Source organism: Streptomyces sp. NPDC002896 (assembly GCF_040295225.1).
Lineage (GTDB): Bacteria > Actinomycetota > Actinomycetes > Streptomycetales > Streptomycetaceae > Streptomyces.
In genome coordinates, this window is the sequence record NZ_JBEOVA010000055.1 from 1 (window position 1) to 22,976 (window position 22,976).

Consider the following 22,976-nt stretch of genomic DNA (forward strand, 5'->3'; position numbering starts at 1 on the left):
GACACGGCCTCGTACGCGGCCTGCAGCGCCTCCACCTTCGGCACGACCAGGTAGTCGGCGAACTCAGGCGCGTCGGCGGTCAGGACGCGTACCGCACCGTGCTCACCGAGCGTGGCGGCCGTCGCCTCGGCACCGGCACCCAGCGCGACGGCGATGGGCTCACCGATACGGCGGGCCAGCGTCAGCAGCTCCAGGGTGGGCTTGCGGACGGCACCGTCCACGTGGTCGACGTAGACGAGAACTTCAGCCATGGGTTGCTCTCCTGCGGGTGCGAAGTCTTAAGGAAGTTGAGTCGGTTGGGCCTCAGATGAACTTCTGGCTCGCGAGGAACTCCGCGAGCTGCTTGCCGCCCTCGCCCTCGTCCTTGACGATCGTGCCGGCCGTGCGGGCCGGGCGCTCCGCCGCCGCCTCGACCGTGGTCCAGGCGCCCTCGAGACCGACCTCGTCCGCCTCGATCTCCAGGTCCTCCAGGTCCCAGGAGGTCACCGGCTTCTTCTTGGCCGCCATGATGCCCTTGAACGAGGGGTAGCGGGCCTCGCCCGACTGGTCCGTCACGGACACGACCGCCGGCAGGGACGCCTGAAGCTGCTCGGACGCGGTGTCACCGTCGCGGCGGCCCTTGACCACGCCGTCCTCGACGGACACCTCGGACAGCAGCGTGACCTGCGGGACGCCCAGACGCTCGGCCAGCAGGGCCGGGACCACACCGGCGGTGCCGTCGGTGGAGGCCATACCGGAGACCACCAGGTCGAAGCCGGCCTTCTCGATCGCCTTGGCCAGCACCAGCGACGTGCCGATCACATCCGTGCCGTGCAGGTCGTCGTCCTCCACGTGGATCGCCTTGTCGGCACCCATCGACAGCGCCTTGCGCAGCGCGTCCTTGGCGTCCTCCGGGCCCACCGTCAAAACGGTGATCTCCACGTCGTCGTCGGAGTTCTCGGAGATCTGCAGCGCCTGCTCGACCGCGTACTCGTCCAGCTCCGACAGCAGCCCGTCGACGTCGTCACGGTCGACGGTCAGGTCATCGGCGAAGTGCCGATCGCCAGTGGCGTCGGGCACGTACTTCACAGTGACAACGATCCTCAGACTCACTGAAGGTCCCTTCGGCAGTGATGGCACTCAGTGCCCTAAATTAAGCACACCCAGTGCCATCGATCCAGTCCCGGACCTGGTGATGTGGGACTAATGCGGGGTCGGCCGGCGTGGTTTGCGTATGGCCGACAAGATCGAGAACGTCATCGCCGGAAGCCGAATGTGCCGCCCTGCCCTACGTTCGCTGAAGGGAACTTAGTTCCTCGCTTTTGGGGAACTCGATGCCATATGTCGATGGCGCGGCGGGCCGGATCAACGCCGTGTTAAAATCCCCGTGTTGGCCTTCGGCGCGCCCAATGCGTGTGTCCGGAGGCTTTTTTCATGCCTTCCGACACCTCCGCGCCCACGGCGCCTCCCACCACCAGCTACCGATCCCTGCTCCGCAACCGTGAGTTCGCCGGCCTGTACGCCAGCTTCACACTCACGGTCGCGGCAAGCACCTTGTCGGGCTTCGCGCTCGGCACCCTGGTCGACCACCAGACCCGATCCCCGTTCCTGACGGCCGTGAGCATGTACGGCGCCACGTTCGCGACGGTGCTCGGTGCATTGACGCTGATGTCGGTCGCGGACGGGAGCCGTCCTCGCCGGACGATCGTCGTGCTTCAGTGCGTCTCGCTGGTCGGGGTTGCCGCGCAGGCGATTCCGGGGCTGCCGTTGGCTGCCCGGTTCGGCCTGCTCCTGGTGCTCGGATTCTTCCAGTCGCTCGGGACGGGCGCACGGATGGGGCTGCTCGCCGAAGCCGTGCCGACCTCTGCCTATGTGTTGGCGCGCTCGCTGATGAACATCACCTCGGGTGGCATGGCGATCCTCGGCTATGCCGTCGGCGCCGTGCTGCTGCGGTACCTGAGCCCGCAAGAAGTCTTCGTCGTCGCAGCAGCGCTTACCAGCCTCGGCTCGGTCGTAGTGGCGACGACCGTCCGAGAACACTCGATCCGTCTGACCCGTCGCCCCGGACTGCGTCAGACCTGGACGACGAACATCGCTCTCTTCTCCCACTCAGGGCAGCGGGCGCTGCTGCTGAACCTGTGGGTCCCCAACGGCCTGATCGTCGGCTGCGAGGCCTTGTTCATCTCCTATGCCCCGGATCACGCAGGCGCCCTGCTGGCCGCCGGATCGGCGGGCATGCTTCTCGGGGACCTGACGGTCGGGCGACTGCTCACTGCCGACCGGCGACGCCGTTATGCGTACGCCCTGCGCCTGCTGCTGGCGGCGCCTTACCTGCTGTTTGCGATCCACCCGCCCATGGGGGTGGTGATGGTCGCGGTGTTCGTGGCCAGTGCCGGGTTCGCCGCCACCCTGCCCCTGCAGGAGCAGCTTCTCGAGCTGACCCCCGATCCGGTCCGCGGTCAGGTCCAGGGCGTCGAGTCGGCCGGCCGGATGACCTGGCAGGGCATCGGTGCAGCGATCGCAGGCGGCGTCGCCCAGCAGGTCGCCCCCGGGGTCGCGGTCACCGCTCTTGCGATCGTCTCCGTCGTCATCACCGTCGTTTCAAGGCCGTTCGTGGTCCGTGCCCGCGCTGTCCGCGTCAAGCAGGCCGGTGCGTGAGTCCGCCAATTTATCTTGACATCAAGATTTCTTGCCGGGCAGGCTAGTCCTCGCGGACGCGGAACGAAGGAGAGAGATCATCAACGACACCGGCGGCTTCACCAGCATTCCCACCACCACCCTCGCCGACCTCCTGGGACGCGAGCAGGTCATGGACATCGGCATCCGGCCCCTGTGGCCCGCGACGCCGCGCCTGGCGGGCCCGGCCTTCACCGTGCGGTGCCCTCCTGGTGACAACCTCATGCTGCACGCCGCCATCCACCGCGCGGAGCCGGGTTCGGTCATCGTTGTGGAGTCGGGCGACGTGGACTACGCACTTGCCGGGGGTAACGTCTGCGCCGTCGCCCAGCGTCGAGGCGTCTCGGGATTCGTGCTCGACGGGGTGATCCGCGATGTCGCCGAGGCACGCGAGATCGGCTTTCCCGTCTTCGCCCGGGGTGTGATCCCCATCCCCGGCACCAAGTCGGCCGTCGAGCCGCTCAACCTCCCGGTCCGGTGCGGCGGTGTGCAGGTGGGTCCCGGCGACATCGTGGTGGCCGACGAGGAGGGCGTCGTGGTCGTTCCCGGTACCCGCCAGGAGGAGCTGCTTCTCGCGGCCCAGGCCAAGCTCGCCAAAGAGGCCGACGAGTCCCTCGACGCCTGGGAAGCGGCGCATCGCACCCGCATCAACAAGATCCTCAGCGAGCGTGGCTTCGAGGAGTGACCGACGCTCGGAATACGTCCGTCCGATGCGGGCGTTGATCTTGGCATGACTTCCCTACGCAAGCTTGGCTCATCCGCTCTCGAGGTCTTCCCGCTGGCTCTCGGCGGCAACGTCTTCGGCTGGACGGCAGACGAGGCGCAGTCCTTCGCCGTACTCGACGCCTACGCGGAGGCCGGCGGCAACTTCGTCGACACCGCCGACTCCTACTCCGCGTGGGTCGGGGGCAACCAGGGAGGCGAGTCCGAGACCGTCATCGGCAACTGGCTGGCCGCGCGCGGCAACCGGGCTGACGTCGTCGTCGCCACCAAGGTCGGGGCCCACCCGCAGTACAAGGGGCTTTCCGCCACCACCATCAAGGCGGCGGCCGACGCGTCCCTGCGCCGCCTACGCACCGACTACATCGACCTTTACTACACGCACTTCGACGACACGACCGTGCCCGTCGACGAGATCATCACAGCCCTCGACGAGCTGGTACGGGCGGGCAAGGTGCGGGCGATCGGTGCCTCCAACCTGAGCCCGGAGCGGCTCCAGGAGTCCCTGGACTTCTCCGACCGTACGGGCCTGGCCCGCTACACCGTGCTGCAGCCCCACTACAACCTGGTCTCCCGCGACACCTATGAAGGCGGCTTGCAGACCGTCGCCGACCGCGCCGGTCTCGCCGCCGTGCCGTACTACGCGCTGGCCTCCGGCTTCCTGACCGGCAAGTACCGGCCGGGTACTACGGTCGACAGCCCACGGGCCGGGGGTGCAGCCGCCCACCTGCAGAGCGAGCGGGGTGTCCGCGTCCTCGCCGCACTCGACGAGATCGCGCAGGAGCGCGGTGCCGCGGTCGCGACCGTGGCACTGGCGTGGCTCGCCGCCCAGCCGACGGTGGCTGCGCCGATCGCCAGTGCCCGTACGGTCGAGCAGCTGCCGGCCCTGGTCGCGGTGGCCGATCTCAAGCTGACAGGTGAGGAGCTGGCGAAGCTGGACGCCGCGTCCGCGTAAGCGCGGACGGTGGTGAGGGCCGGGGGTCAGGTCGACGGCGAAGGGCACGCCATCGACGACCCCGGCCCCTCCCACACCCGCCGGGCGGCTTCCCGCCGCCCGGCAGACCCGGTCGAACTTTTGCCTGCGGCGCGCGTCAGAGAGTGCGGCTCAGGAGCGACAACAGCGCCGTCCAGTGGCGTTCGGCCGCCTCGGCGCTGTACTGGGCGGTGTCGGCCTGGGTGTAACCGTGGTGCGCGCCTTCGTACACCTCCGTCTGGTGGCGGACGCCCGCTTCGGTGAGCGCCTTGTCGAGGCGCTCGATCTGCTCGGGCGGCAGGGAGTGGTCCTGGTCGGCGTGGCCGAAGTAGAGCTCGGCGGTGATGCGGTCGGCCACCAGGTGCGGGCTGTCGGGCGCGTCCGTCGCCAGACCGCCGCCGTGGAAGCCGGCCGCGGCGGCGACCCGGTCCGGATAGGCTCCGGCGGTGCGCAGGGCCAGGCGGGCACCCATGCAGTAGCCGGTGATGCCGACCGGCCCGTCGGTGGCCTGGGGGCAGTCGGCGAGCCAGCGGAGGTAGGCGTCGGCGTCGCGCATCGCCGGCTCGGGGGTCAGTGACTGCATGATCGGGCCGATCTGCTGGAAGATCTCCGGGCGCTCGGCGGTGTCGATGAAGTCGGGTACCTCGACCACCGGGGCACGCCCGTGGCGGTAGAAGACGTTGGGCACCAGGACGGTGTAGCCGGCTTCGGCAAGGCGGTCGGCCATCTTCTTCAGCTGTGGCCGCAGTCCGAACGCGTCCATGTAGAACAGGACCGCGGGGTGCGGGGTGTTGTCGTCGGGGTAGGCCAGGTAGGCGTCGGCCGTGCCGTCCGGAGTGGGGATGTCCACGGATGTTCCATGCACGGTGGTCATGGGTGCTTGCTCTTCCTTTCCTTGCGCCGGCTCGGCGTGGCCGTTCCCGGTCGAGGCGCCGTGCCTTCGGATCGTCTCGGTGCTTCGGCGTCAGCTGCTCTGGGCGGCGGCGCGGCGCTGCCGTTTGCCGAGCGGCGCCTGGGAGAGGTCCTCGGCCTTGGACCTGAGGTTCTTGTAGCCGTAGCCGCGCTCGGTCAGCCAGGCTTCCGCGGCGGCCTCAGCCCGTTCGGTCGCCTCCAGGATGTCCTCTTCGGCCTCTCCCGAGTCCTGGAAACGGAAGGTGAAGGCGGGCCGGGCGGCGATGTCGTAGCTGAGGTGCCCCTCGGGGGTGAAGGCGGCGTGCAGCACGTCGTGTTCGTGCGTGTGGGCCACGAGTTCGGCGCGCTGGTCTGCGCTGAGCCCGTCGAAGACACCGCGAACGGTGATGCGGAAGGTGCGAGTGCTCATCCCCTGACCTTAAGCAGCGCGATCAGTGCGGCTCCACCGGGTTGCCTTTCGGAGGCTGATCCGGCCCGCGGGCTTCGACGGCCGGCCCCGGGGCTACGCGGCAGCCGGGACGCGCTCGGGGAGGGACTCGCGGACCGCACGCACCAGGGACTGGGCGCGGGGGTCGCTGGTCACCGTGGGCTGCATGCCGTTGGTCACGTAGGCGAAGGCGATGCCCAGCTCGGGGTCGGCGAAGGCGAGGGAACCGCCGCGCCCGGGGTGGCCGAAGGCCGCACGCGAGCTCATCGGGGATGCCGGGCTGTGCAGCATGAATCCCAGGCCGAAGCGGGTCCTGGCGAGCAGCACCTGGTCGCGTCCGGCGGCCTGCTCGGTACGGGCCTCGGTGAGCATCCGCGGGGTGAGGATCCGTCCCTCGCCCAGCGCCGCGTAGAGTCCGGCAAGCCCGCGTGCGGTGGCGATGCCGTTGGACCCCGGCAGCTCGGCCGCCCGCCAGGCCGGGTCGTTCTCGTCCGGGGAGGGTGAGACGGTGCCGAAGGCGCGACGCGTGATCGAGTTCGGGTCGGTGTACGCCTCGGCGACCTCACGGCGAGGCCGCATCCGCAGCGTGCCGTCCCTCGGGGCCGGGGGCTCGACGGCGGCGATCCGGCCCACCCGGTCCTGCTGGTCCTCGGGCAGACCGATCCACAGGTCCAGGCCGAGCAGGTCGGTGACGTCCTCGGCGAGTACGGTGCCGAGCGAGCGCCCGTCCACCCGCCGGACCAGCTCGCCGACCAGCCAGCTGAAGGTCTGTGCGTGGTAGCCGTGGGCGGTGCCGGGCTCCCACAGCGGGCGCTGTGCGGCGACCGCCGCCGGGCCGGTGATTCCGTCCCCGGCCTGTGCGGCGGTGAGGGGAGTGTTCAGCGCGGCCACTCCGGCCTGATGGGAGAGCAACTGCCGTACGGTGATGTGCTCCTTGCCCGCGGCCCCGAACTCAGGCCAGTAGTCGCGGACCGGGGCGTCCAGGTCGATCCGGCCGCGGTCGGCGAGGAGCAGCAGGACCGTGGCGGCCACACCCTTGGTGGCCGAGCGCAGAATCTGCCCGGTGTCCTCGGTCCAGGGCCGGCCCCCGCCCTCGGGGGTGTCGGCGTCCGCGGTGCCGCCCCACAGGTCGACCACCGGGTGGCCGTCCTGATAGACGACGACGGCTGCACCGCGTTCGCCGAGCTGCGTGAAGTTCGCCGCAAAGGCATCGCGGACGGCCTCGAAGCCGTCGGCTGCCGTGCCCTGGAGAAACGTGCCCTGGGTGTCCGGTTCGTGGATCTGCATGACCTCTCCCGTCCGTGCGTCGGAGCCACCCTATCCCTCTTTGATCGATGATCGATCATTCCCTTCGTCACACGCCCACCTGGGAATATGGGATGAGCTGGGACTACCAGGGCAGGGCCGGTGCCCGGAATCCGGACACCGGCCCTGCCCTCCCTGAACGGGCGCCGCGTCAGGCAGCGTCCGCCTTCAGCGCGTCGACCCACTCCGCAGGCCACGGCGCACTCTCGCGCCCGCCCCGGGGGACGTGGACCGTGACGTAGCGACCCGACGCCGCGAGCTGCCGCGGGTGGCCGTCGACCGCCTCGCCCCACACCTCGAACCGGAAGGTCAGGGACGACGTCCCGATGCGTTCGAGAGCGACGGTCGTCGTGACCTCCTGCTCGAACCACAGAGGGGACGCGAAGTCGACCTCGTACCGCACACGTGGCGCGACGCCGAAGTAGCCGGTGATCCCCCGCTCCCGTATCAGCGTCGCCTCGGCCGACTCGACGAAACGCACGATGGACGTGTTGTGGTGGTGCCCGCCGGCGTCGGTGTCCATCCACTCCACCCGGGAACGATGGACGGCACGGGCGAACCCGGTGCCGTCCACCGGCTCACGCGACGGAAGCGGGTTCACGGGACGGCGTCCATCGCAGGTGGGTGTTCCGGTCGGACTCGTCGGCCCGCAGGAGCGAGAGGCGAGGTCGTACGGCGTCGGTGCGCGAGGTCGGCGGCTTCCGGCTGCCGGCCCTGAACTGCACCGGCCACTCCGCCGCGGCGCCCCGGTACTCCTGCTCGGCCGCCGCGTGCAGGGTCCAGTGCGGGTCGTAGAGGTGGGTGCGGCCGATGGCGCACAGGTCGGCGCGGCCTGCCAGAAGGATCGAGTTCACGTCGTCGTACGAGGCGATGGCGCCGACCGCGATGACCGCCGTGCCGGTGGCGGCGGCGACCTCGTGGCGGATCCGGTCGGCGAAGGGCGTCTGGTAGGAGCGGCCGAACGCGGGCCGCTCGTCCTTGGCGACCTGGCCCGATGAGACGTCGATCGCGTCCGCCCCGTGCGCGGCGAACGCGCGGGCGATCTCGACGGCATCGTGCTCGGTGTTGCCGTCCGGCACCCAGTCGGTCGCGGAGATGCGCACGATCACCGGCCGCTCGGCCGGCCAGACGGTGCGGATGGCGTCGAACACCTCCAGGGGGAACCGGAGTCGGTTCTCCAGCGGACCGCCGTACTCGTCGGTGCGGTGGTTCGCGATCGGCGAGAGGAACGAGGACAGCAAGTAGCCGTGCGCGCAGTGGAGTTCGAGCAGGTCGAAGCCCGCCTCGGCACCACGTCGCGCCGCGGCGACGAAGTCCGCGACGATCTTGTCCATGTCTGTGCGGGTCAGCTCCCGCGGGACCGGCGAGCCGGGGCCGTAGGGGAGTGGCGACGGGCCGACGATCTCCCAGTCGCCGTCCGGCAGCGGTTCGTCGATGCCCTCCCACATGAGCCGCGTCGAGCCCTTACGGCCCGAGTGGCCCAGCTGGAGACCGATGCGCGCGGTGCTGCGGTCGTGGACGAAGGACACGATCCGCGCCCACGAGTCGCGCTGCTCGTCGGTCCACAGACCCGTGCAGCCCGGGGTGATACGGCCCTCGGGCGAGACGCAGACCATCTCCGTCATCACCAGCCCCGCACCGCCCATGGCCTTGGAACCTAGGTGGACGAGATGGAAGTCGCCAGGCACGCCATCGACGGCGGAGTACATGTCCATCGGGGACACGATCACCCGGTTCTTCAGCTCCAACTGCCCCAGCCGGAAGGGCTGGAACATCGCCGGCGCCACGCTGTCCAGCCTCTGGGACGTGGCGAAGGCGGCATCGACGCGGTCGGCGAACTCCTCGTCGCGCGTGCGGAGGTTGTCGTACGTGATGCGGCGTGACCGCGTCAGCAGGTTGAAGCAGAACTGGGTCGGCTCCTGGCCGACGTACATGCCGATGTTCTCGAACCACTCCAGCGAGGCCTGCGCGGCACGCTGCGTGGACTCGACGACGGAGCGCCGCTCGGTCTCGTAGGCCGTCAACGCCCCCTCGATGTCCGGGTGTTCGTGCAGACAGGCGGCGAGGGCGAGCGAGTCCTCCATGGCCAGCTTGGTGCCCGACCCGATCGAGAAGTGCGCGGTGTGCGCGGCGTCGCCGACGAGGACGAGATTGCCGTGGTGCCACCGCTCGTTGCGTACGGTGGTGAAGTTGAGCCACTTCGAGTTGTTGGCGAACACCTCATGGCCTGCAAGTTCCTCGGCGAAGAGCGCGCGGAGGCGCTCGACGGCCTTCTCGTCGGAGACGCCCGGAGCGAACTCGACCCCCTCGGTGGCGTCGAAGCCGGCCCGGCGCCAGACGTCCTCGTGCATCTCGACGATGAAGGTCGAGCCGCTCTCGGAGTACGGATAGCCGTGGACCTGCATGGTCCCCCACTCCGTCTGCTTGATGAAGAACTGGAACGCCTCGAAGACCCGGTCCGTGCCGAGCCACATGTACTTGTTGTGGCGCCGGTCCAGAGTGGGACGGAAGACGTCCGCGTAGGCCGCCCGCGCCTGGGAGTTGAGGCCGTCGGCCGCGACCACCAGGTCGTACGACGCACGGAGGTCCTCGATGACTGGGGCGAGCGTCCGGTAGTGCACGACGACGCCCAGGTCGCGGCAGCGTTCCTGCAGCAGGCGGAGCAGTTCCTTGCGGCTCATCGCCGCGAATCCCTGGCCGCCGACGGTGTGGTGCTCACCGCGGACGTGGATGTCGATGTCCGTCCAGCGGGCGAAACGCTTCGCCATGGCGTCGGCGAACTCGGTGTCGGCGTTCTCGATGCCGCCGAGCGTCTCGTCGGAGAACACCACGCCGAAGCCGAACGTGTCGTCAGGGGCGTTGCGCTCCCAGACGGTGATGTCGTGGGACGGGTCGAGCTGTTTCATCAGAGCAGCGAAGTAGAGGCCACCGGGCCCACCGCCGACGATCGCGATTTTCAAAGGTGTTCCTCTCACTGCTCGAAGGCGGGCACGGCGACTGCGGCCTGCTCGTCCTCGACGATCTTGCGGAGCGCGAAACGCTGCAGCTTGCCGCTCGAGTTGCGCGGCAGGGACTCGCAGAACCGCACGTCGCGCGGGTACTTGTACGGAGCCAGGACCTGCTTGACGTGGTCCTGGATCTCCTTGGCCTTGGCGGCATCGCCCGGCACCCCGTCGCGCAGTACGACGAAGGCACAGACGACGGAGCCGCGCTCGGTGTCGGGGCGGCCGACGACGGCGGCCTCGACCACATCGGGGTGGGTGTCGATGGCGGCCTCGACCTCGGGCCCGCCGATGTTGTACCCCGAGGAGACGATCATGTTGTCGCTACGGGCGTGGTAGTGGAAGTAGCCCTCCTCGTCCCGGTGGAAGATGTCACCGGTGACGTTCCAGCCGCCCACGATGTAGTCCTTCTGGCGCTCGTCGTCGAGGTAGCGGCAGCCGACGGGGCCGATGACCCCGAGCCGCCCCGGCTCGCCGGGACCGAGCTCCGAGCCATCCAGGCCGAGGACGGTGGCGCGGTAACCCGGCACCGGCTTCCCGGTGGCACCGGGCCGGATGTCGTCACCGGCGGCCGAGATGAAGATGTGCAGCAGCTCCGTCGCGCCGATGCCGTCGATGACCCTGAGCCCGAGCCTGTCGCGCAGCTGCTCCCAGATGTCCTGGGGAATGTGCTCGCCCGCCGACACCCCGGCCCGCAACCCGGCGAGCTGCTGCTCCTTCCCCTCGCGCAGGACGGCCTTGTACGCCGTGGGCGCCGTCGCGAGCACCGTCACGCCCTCCCGCTCGACAAGCTCTGCGAGCTGCAGCGGAGTGGCCGTTTCGGTGAGCAGGGCGCAGGCGCCGGCCCGCAGCGGGAACACGACGAGCATGCCCAGACCGAAGGTGAAGGCGAACGGGGCGGAACAGGAGACCACGTCGTCCGCGACCAGTCTCAGCACATGCCGGCCGAAGGTGTTGTCGATGGACAGGATGTCGCGGTGGAAGTGCATGGTGATCTTCGGTACCCCCGTGCTGCCGGACGTCGGCCCGAGGAGCGCCACGTCGTCGGCGGCGGTCTCCACGTTGGTGAACCGCCCGGACTTGACCGAGGCGCGGGCCACGAGATCGTCCGGACCGGTACCGCCGTACTCGACGACCGTCAGGGACGGCAGTGTGGTGTCCCGGACGGTATAGGCGTCCTCGGCGAACCGGTGGTCCACCAGCGCGATCGAGGGCTGCGTCCGCTCGGCGACCGGGGCGATCTCGCGGGCGCGCAGGGCGGCCATGGTGGTCACGACGATGCCGCCGGCCTTGAGTACGCCGAGCCAACCGGCGACCGTCCAGGGGTTGTTGGGGGAGCGCAGCATGACGCGCTGTCCGGGCACCAGACCGAGGTCCTCGGTCAGCACCTGGGCGACCTGGTTGGCCCGTTTCTGCAGTTCGCCGTAGGTCCAGGTCTCGCCTCCCGGTGTGCGCAGTGCCGGGCGGTCGGGCCCGAGTGTCGAGACGGGGATGTCGATGATCTCGGTGGCGGCGTTGAGCCGCTCGGGATAGTGCAGCTCCGGCGTGGTGAACTCGATCGTCGGCCACAGGTGCGCGGGAGGAAGGTGGTCGCGGGCGAAGGTGTCCAGATGTGCCGAGGTCGAAAGAGACAACGGAGGGGTCGACGGAGTTGTCAACGGAGGCGTCCTTCCGGGAGCCCGCCGGCGGGGCGGCGGGTCTAGGCGGTGCGGATCATGCCCTCCTGGACGACAGTGGCCAGGTGACGGTGGTCGAGGGTGAAGAAACGGCCGGTGCCCAGGCCGCGGCCGGCGTCGGCGGCGACGGCTTCCTGGACGTAGAGGAGCCAGTCGCCGACCGGTCCGGGGCGGTGGAACCACATGGCGTGGTCGAGGCTGGCCGTGACCAGCTCGGGCTTGGCCCACGGCAGGTCGAGGACCCGCAGGACGGGTTCGAGGATCGTGTAGTCGCAGACGTACGCGAGTGCGGCCAGGTCCCGCTGCGCATCGGTCAGCCCCTCGACCGGCCGCAGCGGGTCGAACGGCTTCAGCCACACCGCCTGGTGCGGAACCTGCTTGCCCTCCACGGTGAGGTAGACCGGGCCGGGCACATGCCGCATGTCGAAACTCCGGCCGCCTGACCAGTAGGCCTTCGACTTCTGGGTCATCGAGCCACCACTGCGCTCCGCGAGGTACTCCGCCGAACTGGGCAGCTCCTCGGGATCGGGGACGGCATCGGTGAGCTCGGCGACGGCATCGGTGAACTCGGCCTGGAAGGTCCCGCCGGGCTCGCCCGCGGCGAAGTTGGCCAGGCATACGTAGAGCGGCTTGCCGTTCTGGTAGCCGCGCACCTGCCGGGTGCTGTAGCCGCGGCCGTCGCGCAGCAGCTCCACCTCGTAGCGCACCTCGGCCCCGATGTCGGCCGGGCGCAGGAAGTAACTGTGCATCGAGTGCAGCGTCTTGCCGTCGGTCACCGACCGCATGGCCGCGGCCGTGGCCTGGGCGACCAGGTCGCCGCCGTACGCCTTCGGCCACGGGCAGGGCTGGGTGATGGCGGTGAACGCGAGGTCGAAGTGCTCGGGCTGAGCGGGCGTCAGCGTGACGGCCGCGGTGAAGATCGCGGAGGTCGGGAGCGCGTCGGCCGTCTCGGTCGTCATCGGGTCTGAGGTCGTCGTCGGTCCGGGTGCCGGGCGCGTCATCGGTTCAGCCAGTCGCGCAGGTCCGCGTCGGCGACGTCGGGCAGATTGACGACGATGTTCTCCGGCGTCCGGGTGGTCATCCACGTCAGCGGCTTGCTACGCGAGAGATTGCACTCGATGTGCGGCATGAACGGCGGTACGAACACCCAGTCGCCCTCTGCCATGTCGACGTAGTCCTCGAACTTCTCGCCGAAGTAGATGCGCGCCCGGCCCGACAGGACGTATCCGCCGGTCTCGGCCTCGCCGTGGTGGTGGGTGACCGAGCGGTAGCCGGGCTCGTTGCTGACCTTGCCGAACCACAGCTTCGTGGCCGGGGTGTGCTGGATGCTGACGCCCGAGATACGGACAGCCCCGCCCGAGTCGGCGGTGCCCGGGTCCTCGTGGCCGCCGCGGGTCACCACCGGAGCGACGAGCCCGCTGGCCAGCCGGTACATCGAGTTGTCGCCCTCGAGGCGGTACTTGCTGCTGTGTTCGACAGGCTGCGGCTGATGCCGCGCGACGGGCTCCATGGAGTCGGCTCCGTTTCAGTCGTGTGGTTCAGCCGTGCTTGCTCAGCTGTGTGGTTCAACCGTCTTGCTCAGCCGTGTTGTTCAGTCGTGTTCAGTCGTGGCGGTGCAGGCATGGTGCGGCAGATCTGGTCGCGAAGGGCGCCGGCGCCGGTGCTCTGGGTCTTGACGACATCGACGTCGTGGCGCCCTCTGTGATGTCTCGTATTTTTCACGACCGTCAGATACTGTCAATACGCAACGCCGGATGGACCGGATCGAGCCGCGATCAGACCGCGCTCGAACCCGAACTGGAGGCCGCATGACGCCCATCGCCGTGAACCCGGACGCTCTTCCGAAGCCCAGCGGCTACTCGCACGGAACCCTGGTGGGGAACACGCTCCACCTCGGCGGACAGACAGCTCTCGACGCCGACATGAAGATCGTGCCGGGAGGCATCGTCGAGCAGTTCCGCCAGGCGTTCAGCAACGTGCTGACGACCCTGCGAGCGGCGGGTGGCGAGCCGGAGGACCTGGTCAGCGTGACCATCTACCTCACCGACATCCCCGACTACCAGGCCCACGGAAAGGAGATCGGGAAGGAGTGGCGCGAGCTCGCCGGCCCCGTCTACCCGGCGATGGCCGGCATCGGCTGTACCGCCCTGTGGCAGCCCGAGGCGATGATCGAGATTCTCGGCGTGGCGGTGATCCCCGAGGAGCGACTGGTCACGCCTCGCGCCTGAGCGGGCGGTACCGGCGGGGACGTACGCCGGCCGCTACCCCTTCCCGTGGATCACGGCCAGGGCGTGCTCCCGCGCAGGCGCGCTCAGTGCGGTGTTCAGCTCGTCGAACAGCGCGCCTGCGGTCACCCCGTTCCATCCCGGCGGTAGCAGCGACAGCGGAAGCCCCGGATCGCGGTAGGGCAGCCGCCGCCACTCGGTGAGCATCGGAACGTACATCCGGAACGCCTCCACGGGGGTCGTCCCGCTCGCCGACGCCCGTTCCAGGAGCGGACGGTGGCGCTGCAGGAAGTCCGCGTACAGCTCCGTGAGCTCGTCCAGGTCCCACCACGTGCGGACCTTCGATCGCAGGTCCCCGTACGCGAAGTGGTCGCCGGTGAAGATGTCCACGTAGGCGGAAAGGCCGCGGCGTTCCAAGGTCAGACGCGTCTCCGACGCCACGTTGCCCGGTGCGACCCACACTCCAGGGGCCGCGGTGCCGAACCCCAGGCGCGTCAGGCTCGACCGCAGTTCGTGCCGCTTCTCACGCTCGGACTCGGGCACGGAGTACACGACCACGAGCCAGCCGTCGTCCGCGACCGCCCGGACGCGTTCGAAGATCCGCACGTCGCCCTCGGCGAGCATCTTCAGGGCCGGGTCCGCGAGGGCGTACCCCGCCGCGCCCGCGTGGCGCTCACTGCGGAGCACCCCGCGCCGCTTCAGGCGGGAGATCGAGGAGCGTACGGCCTGCCCCTCGACCTCGAGGTCGGCCATGAGCCTCACCACCGATGCCACCGACAGCCAGTTGTGTTCGGCACGCGCGTACAGACCGAAGAGTGTGAGGATCAGCTGCGCGAGGCGCGTATCCGGCCTGCCTGCGGCTCCACGGGGCGACTGAAGCTCCGCCGTCATGTCTGCACCATATTGCGGGTCCTTGGCGGTCGTCCAGGCATCACTACGCTGCTGGAGCGTTGCGTGGACATTTGGGCACCGTTCAGCTCTTGCCTGCACGAACTCGGCCTCTCCCAACCAATGCGTGTCACGGGTGTTGACGCCGTGCCAGGAGGGGCGCCATTCTCACCGAGGCGAAATCCCGTATGGCGTCCGGCACTTCGAACGCGCCACTGCCCTGCAGAGCAAGAAAAGTGACGACGCTTCGCTGTCGAACCGGTTCGAAAGAGCCGCGACAGCAGTGTCGTCGAATCGGTTCGACAGAGCACGTATCAACGCACAGGAGCCGTAACCATGGTGCAATCAAGAGCATCACGAGCATCGAGAGCAAGACGGGCGGGCCCCGGCCGACCGACCGCGGTGGTCGCGGCGCTGGGCCTCGGCCTGCTGGCCACGGGGCTGACGGCCCCGGCCGCGACCGCCGCCGAACTGCCGGGCCCGAAGCTGCACTACACCTTCGACGCCGACGACCTCGGCTCCGGGACCGTCAAGGACAGCTCGGGCAACGGGCTCGACGGCACGCTCGTCAACGGATCGACCGCCAAGGTGGTGGACGGTGCGGGCGGAGGCTCGGCCCTGAATCTGCCCGGCGGGGCGCCCACCTCCGACGGGGCGTACGTCCGGCTGCCCCGCGCGGCGCTGGCCGACGCTACGGATCTGACCGTCTCGGCGCGGGTGCGGTGGGACGGCACCACGGCGCCATGGCAGTGGATCTACGCACTCGGCAAGGACACCAACCGGTACCTGTTCTCCACCCCGTACAACGGTGACGGCAAGCTGCGTACCGCCGTCACCACCTCGGGCGGCGGAGGCGAGGCCCAGGTCACCGGGTACGCGCCACTGCCCGCCGACCAGTGGAAGACCCTCACCGTCACGCTGGACACGACCGAGGACCGCGTCACCGCCTACCTGGACGGCGCCGCTGTGGCGTCCTCGAAGACCACGGTCAGTGCCTCCCAACTGCTCGATGCCTCCACCACGTTCGCCGGCTACATCGGCAAGTCCTTCTACCAGGACCCCCTCTTCGACGGCGCCGTCGACGACTTCGCGATCTACCACAGCGCGCTGACATCCGCGCAGGTCGCCGAGCTGGCGGGCCAAGCCCCGCAGCCGACGAAGCTGACGCAGAACTCGTTCACCGTGCGCACCACCACCGGCACGGCCCCCGCCCTGCCCGCCGCCGTCCGCGCCGAGTACTCCGACGGCTACGACCGCGACGTGGCGATCGACTGGGACGACGTCGCCCCCGAGAAGTACGCCGCGCCCGGCACCTTCACCGTCAAGGGAACAGCCGCCGGACAGGAGGTCACCGCCACCGTCACCGTGGTCCGCGAGGGCGCCCTCACCGTCGACCTCGCGAAGGACACCGGAGCCTTCCACGGCGGCGCCGCCGGCACCCTCTACGGCGTCTACGGCCAGGACGTGCCCACCAACAACCTCATCGAGGGCATGAACCTGCGCACCGTCTCCACCAAGGCGCAGGACGGCCCGCAGCACCCGGGCGCCGACGCCCTCGAGGTCGTCAAGCCGCTCGCCGACTCCACCAACGGCGACGTGTACATCTACATGACCGACATCCACCGGGGCTTCCCCTACCAGTGGGAGGGCGACACCCCCGCGGAGAAGGTGCGCATCTACCGGGAGAAGGTCGCCAAGCAGGTCGACCAGGTGCTCCAACTGCCCAAGGAGTACCAGGACAACATCGTCTTCGTGCCCTTCAACGAGCCCGAGGGCAACATGTTCGGCACCGGCGAGTGGAGCTACAACAAGGTCAGCTGGCTGACCGACCCCAAGGACTACTTCGCCACCTGGGACGACTTCTACCGGCTGATCAAGGAGAAGATGCCGGACGCCCGCATCGCCGGGCCCAACACCAGCGTCCTGTACAGCCAGGTCAAGGGCTTCCTGGAGCACACCGTCAAGGCAGGCACCGTCCCCGACGTCATCACCTGGCACGAGCTGAGCCACCCCGAGCAGGTCCGCACCAGCGTCGCCAAGTACCGCGCCTGGGAGAAGGAGGTCTTCGCGGGCACGGCATACGAGGGCAAGCAGCTGCCGATCAACGTCAACGAGTACGCCTTCAATTACCACACCTCGGTCCCCGGCCAGATGATCCAGTGGATCTCCGCGATCGAGGAGTCCAAGGTCGACGCGGACATGGCGTACTGGAACATCGACGGCAACCTCTCCGACTCCGCCGTCCAGGCCAACCGCGGCAACGGGCAGTGGTGGCTGTTCAACGCCTACGCCTCCATGTCTGGGCACACCGTCGAGGCCACCCCGCCCTTCCCCGGCCAGAACTACACGATGCAGGGCGTGGCCACCCTCGACGAGAAGAAGAAGCAGGCCCGGCTGATCTTCGGCGGATCCACCGGGAAGGGCCACATCACCTTCGACAACGTGCCCGGCAAGGCCTTCGGCGACACCGTGCACGCCTGGGTGCGTGAGATCCCGTGGACCGGGCAGATCGGCGACTCCGGCCGGCCCGACATCGTCGCCGAGACCGAACTCCCCGTCAGCGACGGCAAGGTGGTACTCGACTTCGGCGACGGCAGTCTGCCGAAGCTGACTGAGTCGTCGGCGTACGAGATCGTCCTCAGCCCGTCCGGGCACGGCACCGCGACCACCAAGCCGGCCACGCTGTGGAAGGGCAGCTACGAGGCCGAGAACGCCGCGCACACCGGCTCCGGCTACAGCAAGAACGGCCCCGAGGGCTCGCCGTCCAACGTGTCCAACTTCTACACCTCCGGCGGGTACGACGTCGGTGGCCTGCGGACCGGCTCCAACGTGACGCTCGACTTCACCGTCGACGTGCCGAAGGACGGGACGTACGACCTGAGTGTCTTCGCCAACTCCCTCAACACCTACAACCTCGTCAAGGAGCAGGGGCCCACCAACGTCTTCCTGCGGGTCGACGGCGGTGCCGAGCAGGAGCTGTCGCTGCCGCTGGGCTACAAGTGGGTGGTCTGGGACCACAGCGACACCAAGGTCGAGCTGACCAAGGGCAAGCACACCCTCACGCTCGCCGCGAAGAGCCTCGACGGCTCCAAGGCCACCAAGGGTGACGCGATCGTCGACCGGATGACGCTGTCCCTGCCCGACCCCGACGTGAAGAGCGCGGTCTACGAGGGCGAGCTGGCGTGGCTGGACGGGGCCCGACCCGTGTACGGGCTGCCGAAGCACCTGGACGCGTCCGGTTCGGGCGCCGCGGCTGTCGAGAAGGGCGACACCGCGACCTTCTGGGTCTACTCCCCGGCCGACACCGAGTCGACCATCGACGTCGACGCGTTCGGCACCGGGACGGCTCAACTGGCCGTGAACGGTCACGACGTGCTGAAGCTGGCGGGGAACTCCGGCAAGAAGGTGGCGGTTTCCCTGTCCGGGGGCGTCAACAAGGTCACGGTGACCGGAGAGGCGGGAACGACCCTCGTGGACCGGATCACCGTCCGGCAGACCAAGGACACCCTGCGATCGAAGGCGTACGAGGCCGAGGACGCCCAACTTGCCGGGTCCGCCACGGCTGCGCCGCTGTCGCTCGCCAGCGGAAAGCAGGCGGTGCGCGGTGTGGGCGGCGCACCGGGCAATGGCAACACGGCCACGTTCCATGTCACCGCCGACAAGGCCGGTCTGTACGCCCTGCGGATCCGGTACTCCAACCCCGAGCAGTCGGAGGCCACCCACTACAATCCCGATCCGCTCGTCCGGCACGCGGACATCTCCGTCAACGGAGCCGAGCCGCAGCGCGTGACGTTCCCGCACTCGTTCCACGAGAACAACTTCTGGGAACTCACCGTCCCCGTCAGTCTGGAGAAGGGCGACAACACGCTCACCTTCAGCTCCGAGGAGCTGCCGAACTTCGACGGCAAGACGTACGCCTCGGACACGTTCCCCGGCATCCTGCTGCGCTCGCAGTACGCGCCGCTGATCGACAAGATCACGGTCGCTGAATACGCGGCTCCACGGCCGTAAGGCACGTCTCGGCCCTGCGGCCGTGGGGCACGCCTGGCCCTGCGGCCGCAAGGCACGTCGCGGTCCTACGGCCGTGGGGCACATCGCGGCCCCACGGCCGTAAGGTACGTCCCGGCCGCACGGCCGTGAGGGACGTGCGGTGCGTGAGGTAGAGGACAAGGGAGTCACGTGGTCACGATCGGCGACATAGCGCGCGCCGCCGGAGTTTCCCGCAGCACCGCGTCGTACGCGCTGTCGGGGAAACGCTCCATCTCCGCGGAGGTGCGGCAACGGGTGGCGGACGCGGCGCAGGAGCTGGGCTACACGCCCAACGCCGGCGCCCGCGCCCTCGCCACCTCGGAGACGATGGTTATCGGCCTGCTCGCCCGGTTCCACGAGGACGAGTTCGCCCCGGCCATGCTCCAGTACATGCTGGGCGTCTCCGACACCGCACGCGAGCTGGGGTACGACACCCTGCTCGTCACGGAGGCCGACGGCACCCGCGCTCTGCGCCGGATCACCGGCTCCCGGATGGTCGACGGCGTCGTCCTGCTCAACGTCGCGCAGGACGACGCCCGGCTCCCGCTCCTACGGTCCGCACCCCAGCCGGGGGCGCTGGTCGGGCTGCCCGGCGACCCCTCCGGCATCGACGTCTTCGACCTCGACTTCGAGGCGGCCGGCCGGCTGATGGTCGACCACATGTACCGGCTGGGCCACCGCGAGCTCCTCCTGGTCTCCCAGCCCGAGAACGTCGTGGAGCGTGGCGGCGCCTACGTGTGGCGGCTGCAGGACGCGGTGGTGCAGCAGGCGCGGGCCCGCGGCATCCAGCTCCACGCGGTCTTCGGCGAGTCGCGGCAACCGGCGGTCGGGCGGTCCCTGAACGCGCTCCTTGACGCCCACCCGACAGCGACCGGCCTGCTGCTCAACAACGAGGCGGCAGCGGCGGCCCTGCCGTCCGTCCTGCACGCCCGCGGCCAGGAGGCACCACGAGACCTGTCCGTCATCGGCCGCTACTCCGACGAGTTCGCCCGTACGTTCTCGCTGCCGTTCTCGTCCATCGAGAGCGCACCCGACCTCCTCGGAGAGATGGCCGTGCGGCAGCTCGTACGCCGTATCACCACCCCCGGGGCCAGGGACGAGCCGCACGTCCTGCGGCTGCTGCCGCCCGAGCTGGTCGACCGCGGCAGCACCGCCCTGCCGGCGCCCGCCAACCGCGCGTGAACTTCCGCTGCGATACTGGTCGCTCCTGGATCAAGGTGCTGACCATGAGGGGCGGAGTACGTGAACTCAGAGGAAAAGTCGGCAAGTGGGGGCTTAGGCGGAGCGCGTCGACGCCATGCCGTCGTCGTTGGAGGCAGTCTCGCGGGCCTTCTTGCGGCCCACGTCCTCGCCGAGCACGCGGACCGGGTGACGGTCGTCGAGCGTGACCGGTTCCGGGAGGAGCCCGGACCGCGTCCCGGCGTGCCGCAGGGCCGCCACGCGCACGTCCTGTTGGAGGGCGGTCAACGGGCCCTTGACGCCCTTCTTCCGGGGTTCATGGACGAGCTGCAGGCGGCGGGCGCACCGCGGGTGGGGATGCCGTCGGACCTGGTGCAGTGGCAGGACGGACGCTGGCTCCGGCGGCTGCCCGCGACGACGCACATCTACACCGGCTCGCGCCCACAGCTCGAGCAGTTGGTGCGCCGGCGGGTGCTCGCCAATCCGGCGATCACCGTGGTCGAGGCGACGAGTGTCGTCGGGCTGTCGGGGGATGCCTCGCGGGTACGGGGTGTGTTGCTGCGGGAGCGCGGCGAGGGCAGCCGGGAGAAGGAGCACTCCCTCGAGGCGGACCTGGTCGTGGACGCCTCCGGGCGCGGCACGAAAGCCGCGCAGTGGCTCTCCGCGATCGGCGCGGAGGCCGCGCACGAGGAGTCCATCGACACGGGGCTCGCCTACGCCACCCGCATCTACCGTGACGCGAGCGGAGATCTGGGCACCGAGTCGCTCGGATACTACGTCGTCCCCAACCCGTCGCAGGTCTACGGGGGCGTAGTGCTTCCCTTGGAGGACGGACGGTATCTGGCGACCTTCTCCGGGCTGCGCGGAGACGAACCGCCCACGGACGAGGAGGGGTTCGTGGCGTACGCGAAGAGGCTGCCGCATCCGTTCGTGCACCCGTGGCTGCGCACAGCCGAGCCGCAGTCGCCGGTGTTCGGCTTCCGGCAGACCGCGAACGTACGTCGACGCTACGACCGTCCCGGCCGCCGTCCCGCAGGATTCCTGGCAATCGGCGACGCCTTGTGCACGTTCAACCCGGTCTACGGGCAGGGCATGGCCGTCGCCGCGATGAGCGCGGTCGCCCTGCGCGACGCGCTGGCCGACCGGCGTCGCACGCCGACGACGCGCCGCGTGCAGCAGGCGCTCCTCGGCGCCTCCCGGCAGGCATGGGACATTTCGGCCGGGGCGGACAAGGCGATGCCGGGGGCGATGGGGAACGCGGTAACCACCCGGGCCGTGGAGCGGCCCGTCGGCTGGTACCTGCGACGCGTCCAGGAACGCTACCCCGGCGACCCCGTGGTGGGCCGCGCCTTCCGTTCCGTACTGACGCTCACCGCACCGGTCACCGCACTGTTCGCCCCGAAGGTCGCGCGGGCCGTGCTTCTCGGTCGGGTCCCGGCGACGCCCGCCGAGCCTCCGATGGCGCGGGAGGACACGGGCGCCTGAAGCGCGCCGCTGCACTACTGATCCTGCGAGCCTTCGGCGAACCAACTCGCCGAAGGCTCGCGCCACTTCGTGCGCGATGTCTTGACGCTGCTCAGGGCCGTACCTAGAGTTCCGGGCCGTAACAATCGGAAAAGACCTCGAAAGTTTCCGGGCAGTCGTCGTGCGTGCGGCGGTGCCATGCCTGATGTGAAGCGCTGACGAACCAACTCGCCCAGCCGGTTTTCTGTCCGCTGAATTGAACAGCGTTCGAAATACCGAACATTCAACGATTCGATACTCGACGACCCACGCAGGAGCCGCAATGCAGTCAGTGGGACGTTTCAGACCCAAGTCCGCCTTCCTGAACAGCGCTCCGCCCGCCGCCGGATCTGCGGTGCGATCGCGGCGGGTCACCCGCACCGGCAGGCGCTGGCGCGCGGCGCTGGCCGCCATGGCGCTGACCTTCGCCGGCCTCGCCGCCGGGGCCGCATCCACGGCCGCAGCCGATCTGCCGGTCAGCAGCGCCGCCGCGGCCGCGAACCACCTTCCGGCCCCCTTCCAGTGGTCCTCCAGCGGACCGCTGATCAGCCCCAAGTCCGACGCCACCCACGACATCGCCGCCGTCAAGGACCCGACGGTCATCCGCTACAACGGAAAATGGCTGGTCTACGCGACCACGGCGCTCCGCCAGGGCGGCTGGAACCTGATGTACACCAGCTTCGAGGACTGGTCCGAGGCCGCCGACGCGCCGCAGTACTACCTGGACCAGTCGGCGATCGGTCCCGGCTACCGTGCCGCGCCGCAGGTGTTCTACTTCGCCCCGCAGAAGAAGTGGTATCTGGTCTACCAGACCGGTCTGCCGTCGTTCTCCACCACTGACGACCCGTCCAAGCCCGAGTCCTGGTCCGCGCCGCGCAACTTCCAGGACGCGATGCCGGACATCATCAAGGAGAACATCGGCAACGGCTACTGGGTGGACTTCTGGGTCACCTGCGACACCGCCAAGTGCTACCTGTTCTCCTCCGACGACAACGGCCACCTGTACCGGTCGGAGACGACCGTGGCCGACTTCCCGAACGGCTTCGGAAACACCCAGATCGCCCTGCAGGACTCCAGGTTCGCCCTGTTCGAGGCCGCCAACGTCTACAAGATCAAGGGCACCGACGACTACCTGCTGCTGGTGGAGGCGATCGGCAGCGACGGCCGCCGCTACTTCCGCTCCTGGACGTCCAAGAGCCTCGACGGCCAGTGGACACCACTCGCCGCGACGGAAGACAACCCGTTCGCGCGCTCGTCGAACGTCACCTTTCCCGAGGGGAGTTGGACCAAGGACATCAGCCACGGCGAGATGATCCGCTCGGGCGTCGACCAGACCATGGAGATCGACCCAGGCCGGCTCCGGTACCTCTACCAGGGCATGGACCCGTCCGCCAGCGGCGGCTACAACCAACTTCCCTGGAAGCTAGGCCTGTTGACGGAGACGACCGCGTACGGAAGGGACTGAGACCTACGGCTCGCCGG

Annotated in this window: 17 protein-coding genes and 2 pseudogenes; 8 read left to right on the forward strand and 11 right to left on the reverse strand. The window is 69.3% G+C overall.

What is annotated here, in order from left to right:
• Together ABT009_RS44230 and ABT009_RS44235 are read right to left on the reverse strand one after the other, a co-directional pair.
• Positions 1 to 251 (reverse strand): annotated as a pseudogene (locus tag ABT009_RS44230) (electron transfer flavoprotein subunit alpha/FixB family protein); the annotation flags it as partial.
• 52 nt (positions 252 to 303) lie between these two features.
• Positions 304 to 1,092 carry an electron transfer flavoprotein subunit beta/FixA family protein gene (locus tag ABT009_RS44235; protein ID WP_351308058.1) on the reverse strand — a complete coding sequence of 263 codons (789 nt, stop codon included), beginning with the start codon at positions 1,090 to 1,092 and terminating at the stop codon, positions 304 to 306.
• A gap of 321 nt (positions 1,093 to 1,413) precedes the next feature.
• On the opposite strand from ABT009_RS44235, the gene ABT009_RS44240 reads away from it, so the two are divergent.
• The 3 genes from ABT009_RS44240 to ABT009_RS44250 all read left to right on the forward strand — a co-directional run bounded on the left by ABT009_RS44240 (position 1,414) and on the right by ABT009_RS44250 (position 4,330).
• A complete protein-coding gene (locus ABT009_RS44240; protein WP_351308061.1) occupies positions 1,414 to 2,637 on the forward strand; it encodes an MFS transporter in 1,224 nt (407 codons plus the stop codon).
• A 79-nt stretch (positions 2,638 to 2,716) separates the two neighbouring features.
• On the forward strand, positions 2,717 to 3,340 hold the full coding sequence (locus ABT009_RS44245) for an RraA family protein (RefSeq protein ID WP_351308135.1): 624 nt from the start codon (positions 2,717 to 2,719) through the stop codon (positions 3,338 to 3,340).
• A 45-nt stretch (positions 3,341 to 3,385) separates the two neighbouring features.
• The gene (locus tag ABT009_RS44250) at positions 3,386 to 4,330 is read left to right on the forward strand and encodes an aldo/keto reductase (RefSeq protein ID WP_351308064.1); all 945 of its coding nucleotides are present in this window, start codon (positions 3,386 to 3,388) and stop codon (positions 4,328 to 4,330) included.
• A 136-nt stretch (positions 4,331 to 4,466) separates the two neighbouring features.
• Here the strand turns inward: ABT009_RS44250 and ABT009_RS44255 are convergent, their stop codons facing one another.
• The 8 genes from ABT009_RS44255 to ABT009_RS44290 all read right to left on the reverse strand — a co-directional run bounded on the left by ABT009_RS44255 (position 4,467) and on the right by ABT009_RS44290 (position 13,180).
• A complete protein-coding gene (locus tag ABT009_RS44255) occupies positions 4,467 to 5,222 on the reverse strand; it encodes a dienelactone hydrolase family protein (RefSeq protein WP_351308066.1) in 756 nt (251 codons plus the stop codon).
• Positions 5,223 to 5,312: 90 nt separating this feature from the next.
• On the reverse strand, positions 5,313 to 5,669 hold the full coding sequence (locus ABT009_RS44260; RefSeq protein WP_351308069.1) for a DUF6204 family protein: 357 nt from the start codon (positions 5,667 to 5,669) through the stop codon (positions 5,313 to 5,315).
• Positions 5,670 to 5,762: 93 nt separating this feature from the next.
• Complete coding sequence (locus tag ABT009_RS44265; protein ID WP_351308072.1) at positions 5,763 to 6,974, reverse strand: serine hydrolase domain-containing protein; 1,212 nt, start codon at positions 6,972 to 6,974, stop codon at positions 5,763 to 5,765.
• Between the two features lie 169 nt (positions 6,975 to 7,143).
• Positions 7,144 to 7,593 carry an acyl-CoA thioesterase gene (locus ABT009_RS44270; protein WP_351308075.1) on the reverse strand — a complete coding sequence of 150 codons (450 nt, stop codon included), beginning with the start codon at positions 7,591 to 7,593 and terminating at the stop codon, positions 7,144 to 7,146.
• On the reverse strand, positions 7,571 to 9,952 hold the full coding sequence (locus ABT009_RS44275) for a bifunctional salicylyl-CoA 5-hydroxylase/oxidoreductase (protein WP_351308078.1): 2,382 nt from the start codon (positions 9,950 to 9,952) through the stop codon (positions 7,571 to 7,573). The genes ABT009_RS44270 and ABT009_RS44275 overlap by 23 nt, the downstream gene beginning before the upstream one ends.
• 11 nt (positions 9,953 to 9,963) lie before the next feature.
• Entirely contained in the window at positions 9,964 to 11,628 is a 1,665-nt protein-coding gene (locus tag ABT009_RS44280; protein WP_351308081.1) for an AMP-binding protein, read from the reverse strand.
• Between the two features lie 65 nt (positions 11,629 to 11,693).
• On the reverse strand, positions 11,694 to 12,629 hold the full coding sequence (locus ABT009_RS44285) for an acyl-CoA thioesterase (protein ID WP_351308083.1): 936 nt from the start codon (positions 12,627 to 12,629) through the stop codon (positions 11,694 to 11,696).
• Positions 12,630 to 12,667: 38 nt separating this feature from the next.
• Complete coding sequence (locus ABT009_RS44290; protein ID WP_351308086.1) at positions 12,668 to 13,180, reverse strand: cupin domain-containing protein; 513 nt, start codon at positions 13,178 to 13,180, stop codon at positions 12,668 to 12,670.
• Positions 13,181 to 13,478: 298 nt separating this feature from the next.
• Between ABT009_RS44290 and ABT009_RS44295 the strand changes: the two genes are divergently transcribed.
• Complete coding sequence (locus tag ABT009_RS44295; protein WP_351308088.1) at positions 13,479 to 13,898, forward strand: RidA family protein; 420 nt, start codon at positions 13,479 to 13,481, stop codon at positions 13,896 to 13,898.
• A gap of 33 nt (positions 13,899 to 13,931) precedes the next feature.
• Here ABT009_RS44295 and ABT009_RS44300 read toward each other — a convergent pair whose 3' ends face one another.
• Complete coding sequence (locus ABT009_RS44300) at positions 13,932 to 14,786, reverse strand: PaaX family transcriptional regulator (protein WP_351308091.1); 855 nt, start codon at positions 14,784 to 14,786, stop codon at positions 13,932 to 13,934.
• A 399-nt stretch (positions 14,787 to 15,185) separates the two neighbouring features.
• Here ABT009_RS44300 and ABT009_RS44305 point away from each other — a divergent pair, with 399 nt between their 5' ends.
• The 4 genes and pseudogenes from ABT009_RS44305 to ABT009_RS44320 all read left to right on the forward strand — a co-directional run.
• Entirely contained in the window at positions 15,186 to 18,794 is a 3,609-nt protein-coding gene (locus tag ABT009_RS44305; RefSeq protein ID WP_351308094.1) for a LamG-like jellyroll fold domain-containing protein, read from the forward strand.
• A gap of 168 nt (positions 18,795 to 18,962) precedes the next feature.
• Positions 18,963 to 19,994: a LacI family DNA-binding transcriptional regulator gene (locus ABT009_RS44310; RefSeq protein WP_351308097.1), complete on the forward strand. Its 1,032-nt coding sequence runs from the start codon at positions 18,963 to 18,965 to the stop codon at positions 19,992 to 19,994.
• Positions 19,995 to 20,054: 60 nt separating this feature from the next.
• On the forward strand, positions 20,055 to 21,476 hold the full coding sequence (locus ABT009_RS44315; RefSeq protein WP_351308100.1) for an FAD-dependent oxidoreductase: 1,422 nt from the start codon (positions 20,055 to 20,057) through the stop codon (positions 21,474 to 21,476).
• 424 nt (positions 21,477 to 21,900) lie between these two features.
• A pseudogene (locus ABT009_RS44320) lies at positions 21,901 to 22,959 on the forward strand (glycoside hydrolase family 62 protein); the annotation flags it as partial.
• Positions 22,960 to 22,976: the final 17 nt, after the last annotated feature.

What these genes read in the sequence shown, in the direction of transcription:
- ABT009_RS44290 (WP_351308086.1), bottom strand. Translation starts at nt 13,180, where the DNA reads ATGGAGCCCGTCGCGCGGCATCAGCCGCAGCCTGTCGAACACAGCAGC.
- ABT009_RS44260 (WP_351308069.1), bottom strand. Translation starts at nt 5,669, where the DNA reads ATGAGCACTCGCACCTTCCGCATCACCGTTCGCGGTGTCTTCGACGGG.
- ABT009_RS44300 (WP_351308091.1), bottom strand. Translation starts at nt 14,786, where the DNA reads ATGACGGCGGAGCTTCAGTCGCCCCGTGGAGCCGCAGGCAGGCCGGAT.
- ABT009_RS44250 (WP_351308064.1), top strand. Translation starts at nt 3,386, where the DNA reads ATGACTTCCCTACGCAAGCTTGGCTCATCCGCTCTCGAGGTCTTCCCG.
- ABT009_RS44265 (WP_351308072.1), bottom strand. Translation starts at nt 6,974, where the DNA reads ATGCAGATCCACGAACCGGACACCCAGGGCACGTTTCTCCAGGGCACG.
- ABT009_RS44240 (WP_351308061.1), top strand. Translation starts at nt 1,414, where the DNA reads ATGCCTTCCGACACCTCCGCGCCCACGGCGCCTCCCACCACCAGCTAC.
- ABT009_RS44285 (WP_351308083.1), bottom strand. Translation starts at nt 12,629, where the DNA reads ATGACGACCGAGACGGCCGACGCGCTCCCGACCTCCGCGATCTTCACC.
- ABT009_RS44255 (WP_351308066.1), bottom strand. Translation starts at nt 5,222, where the DNA reads ATGACCACCGTGCATGGAACATCCGTGGACATCCCCACTCCGGACGGC.
- ABT009_RS44295 (WP_351308088.1), top strand. Translation starts at nt 13,479, where the DNA reads ATGACGCCCATCGCCGTGAACCCGGACGCTCTTCCGAAGCCCAGCGGC.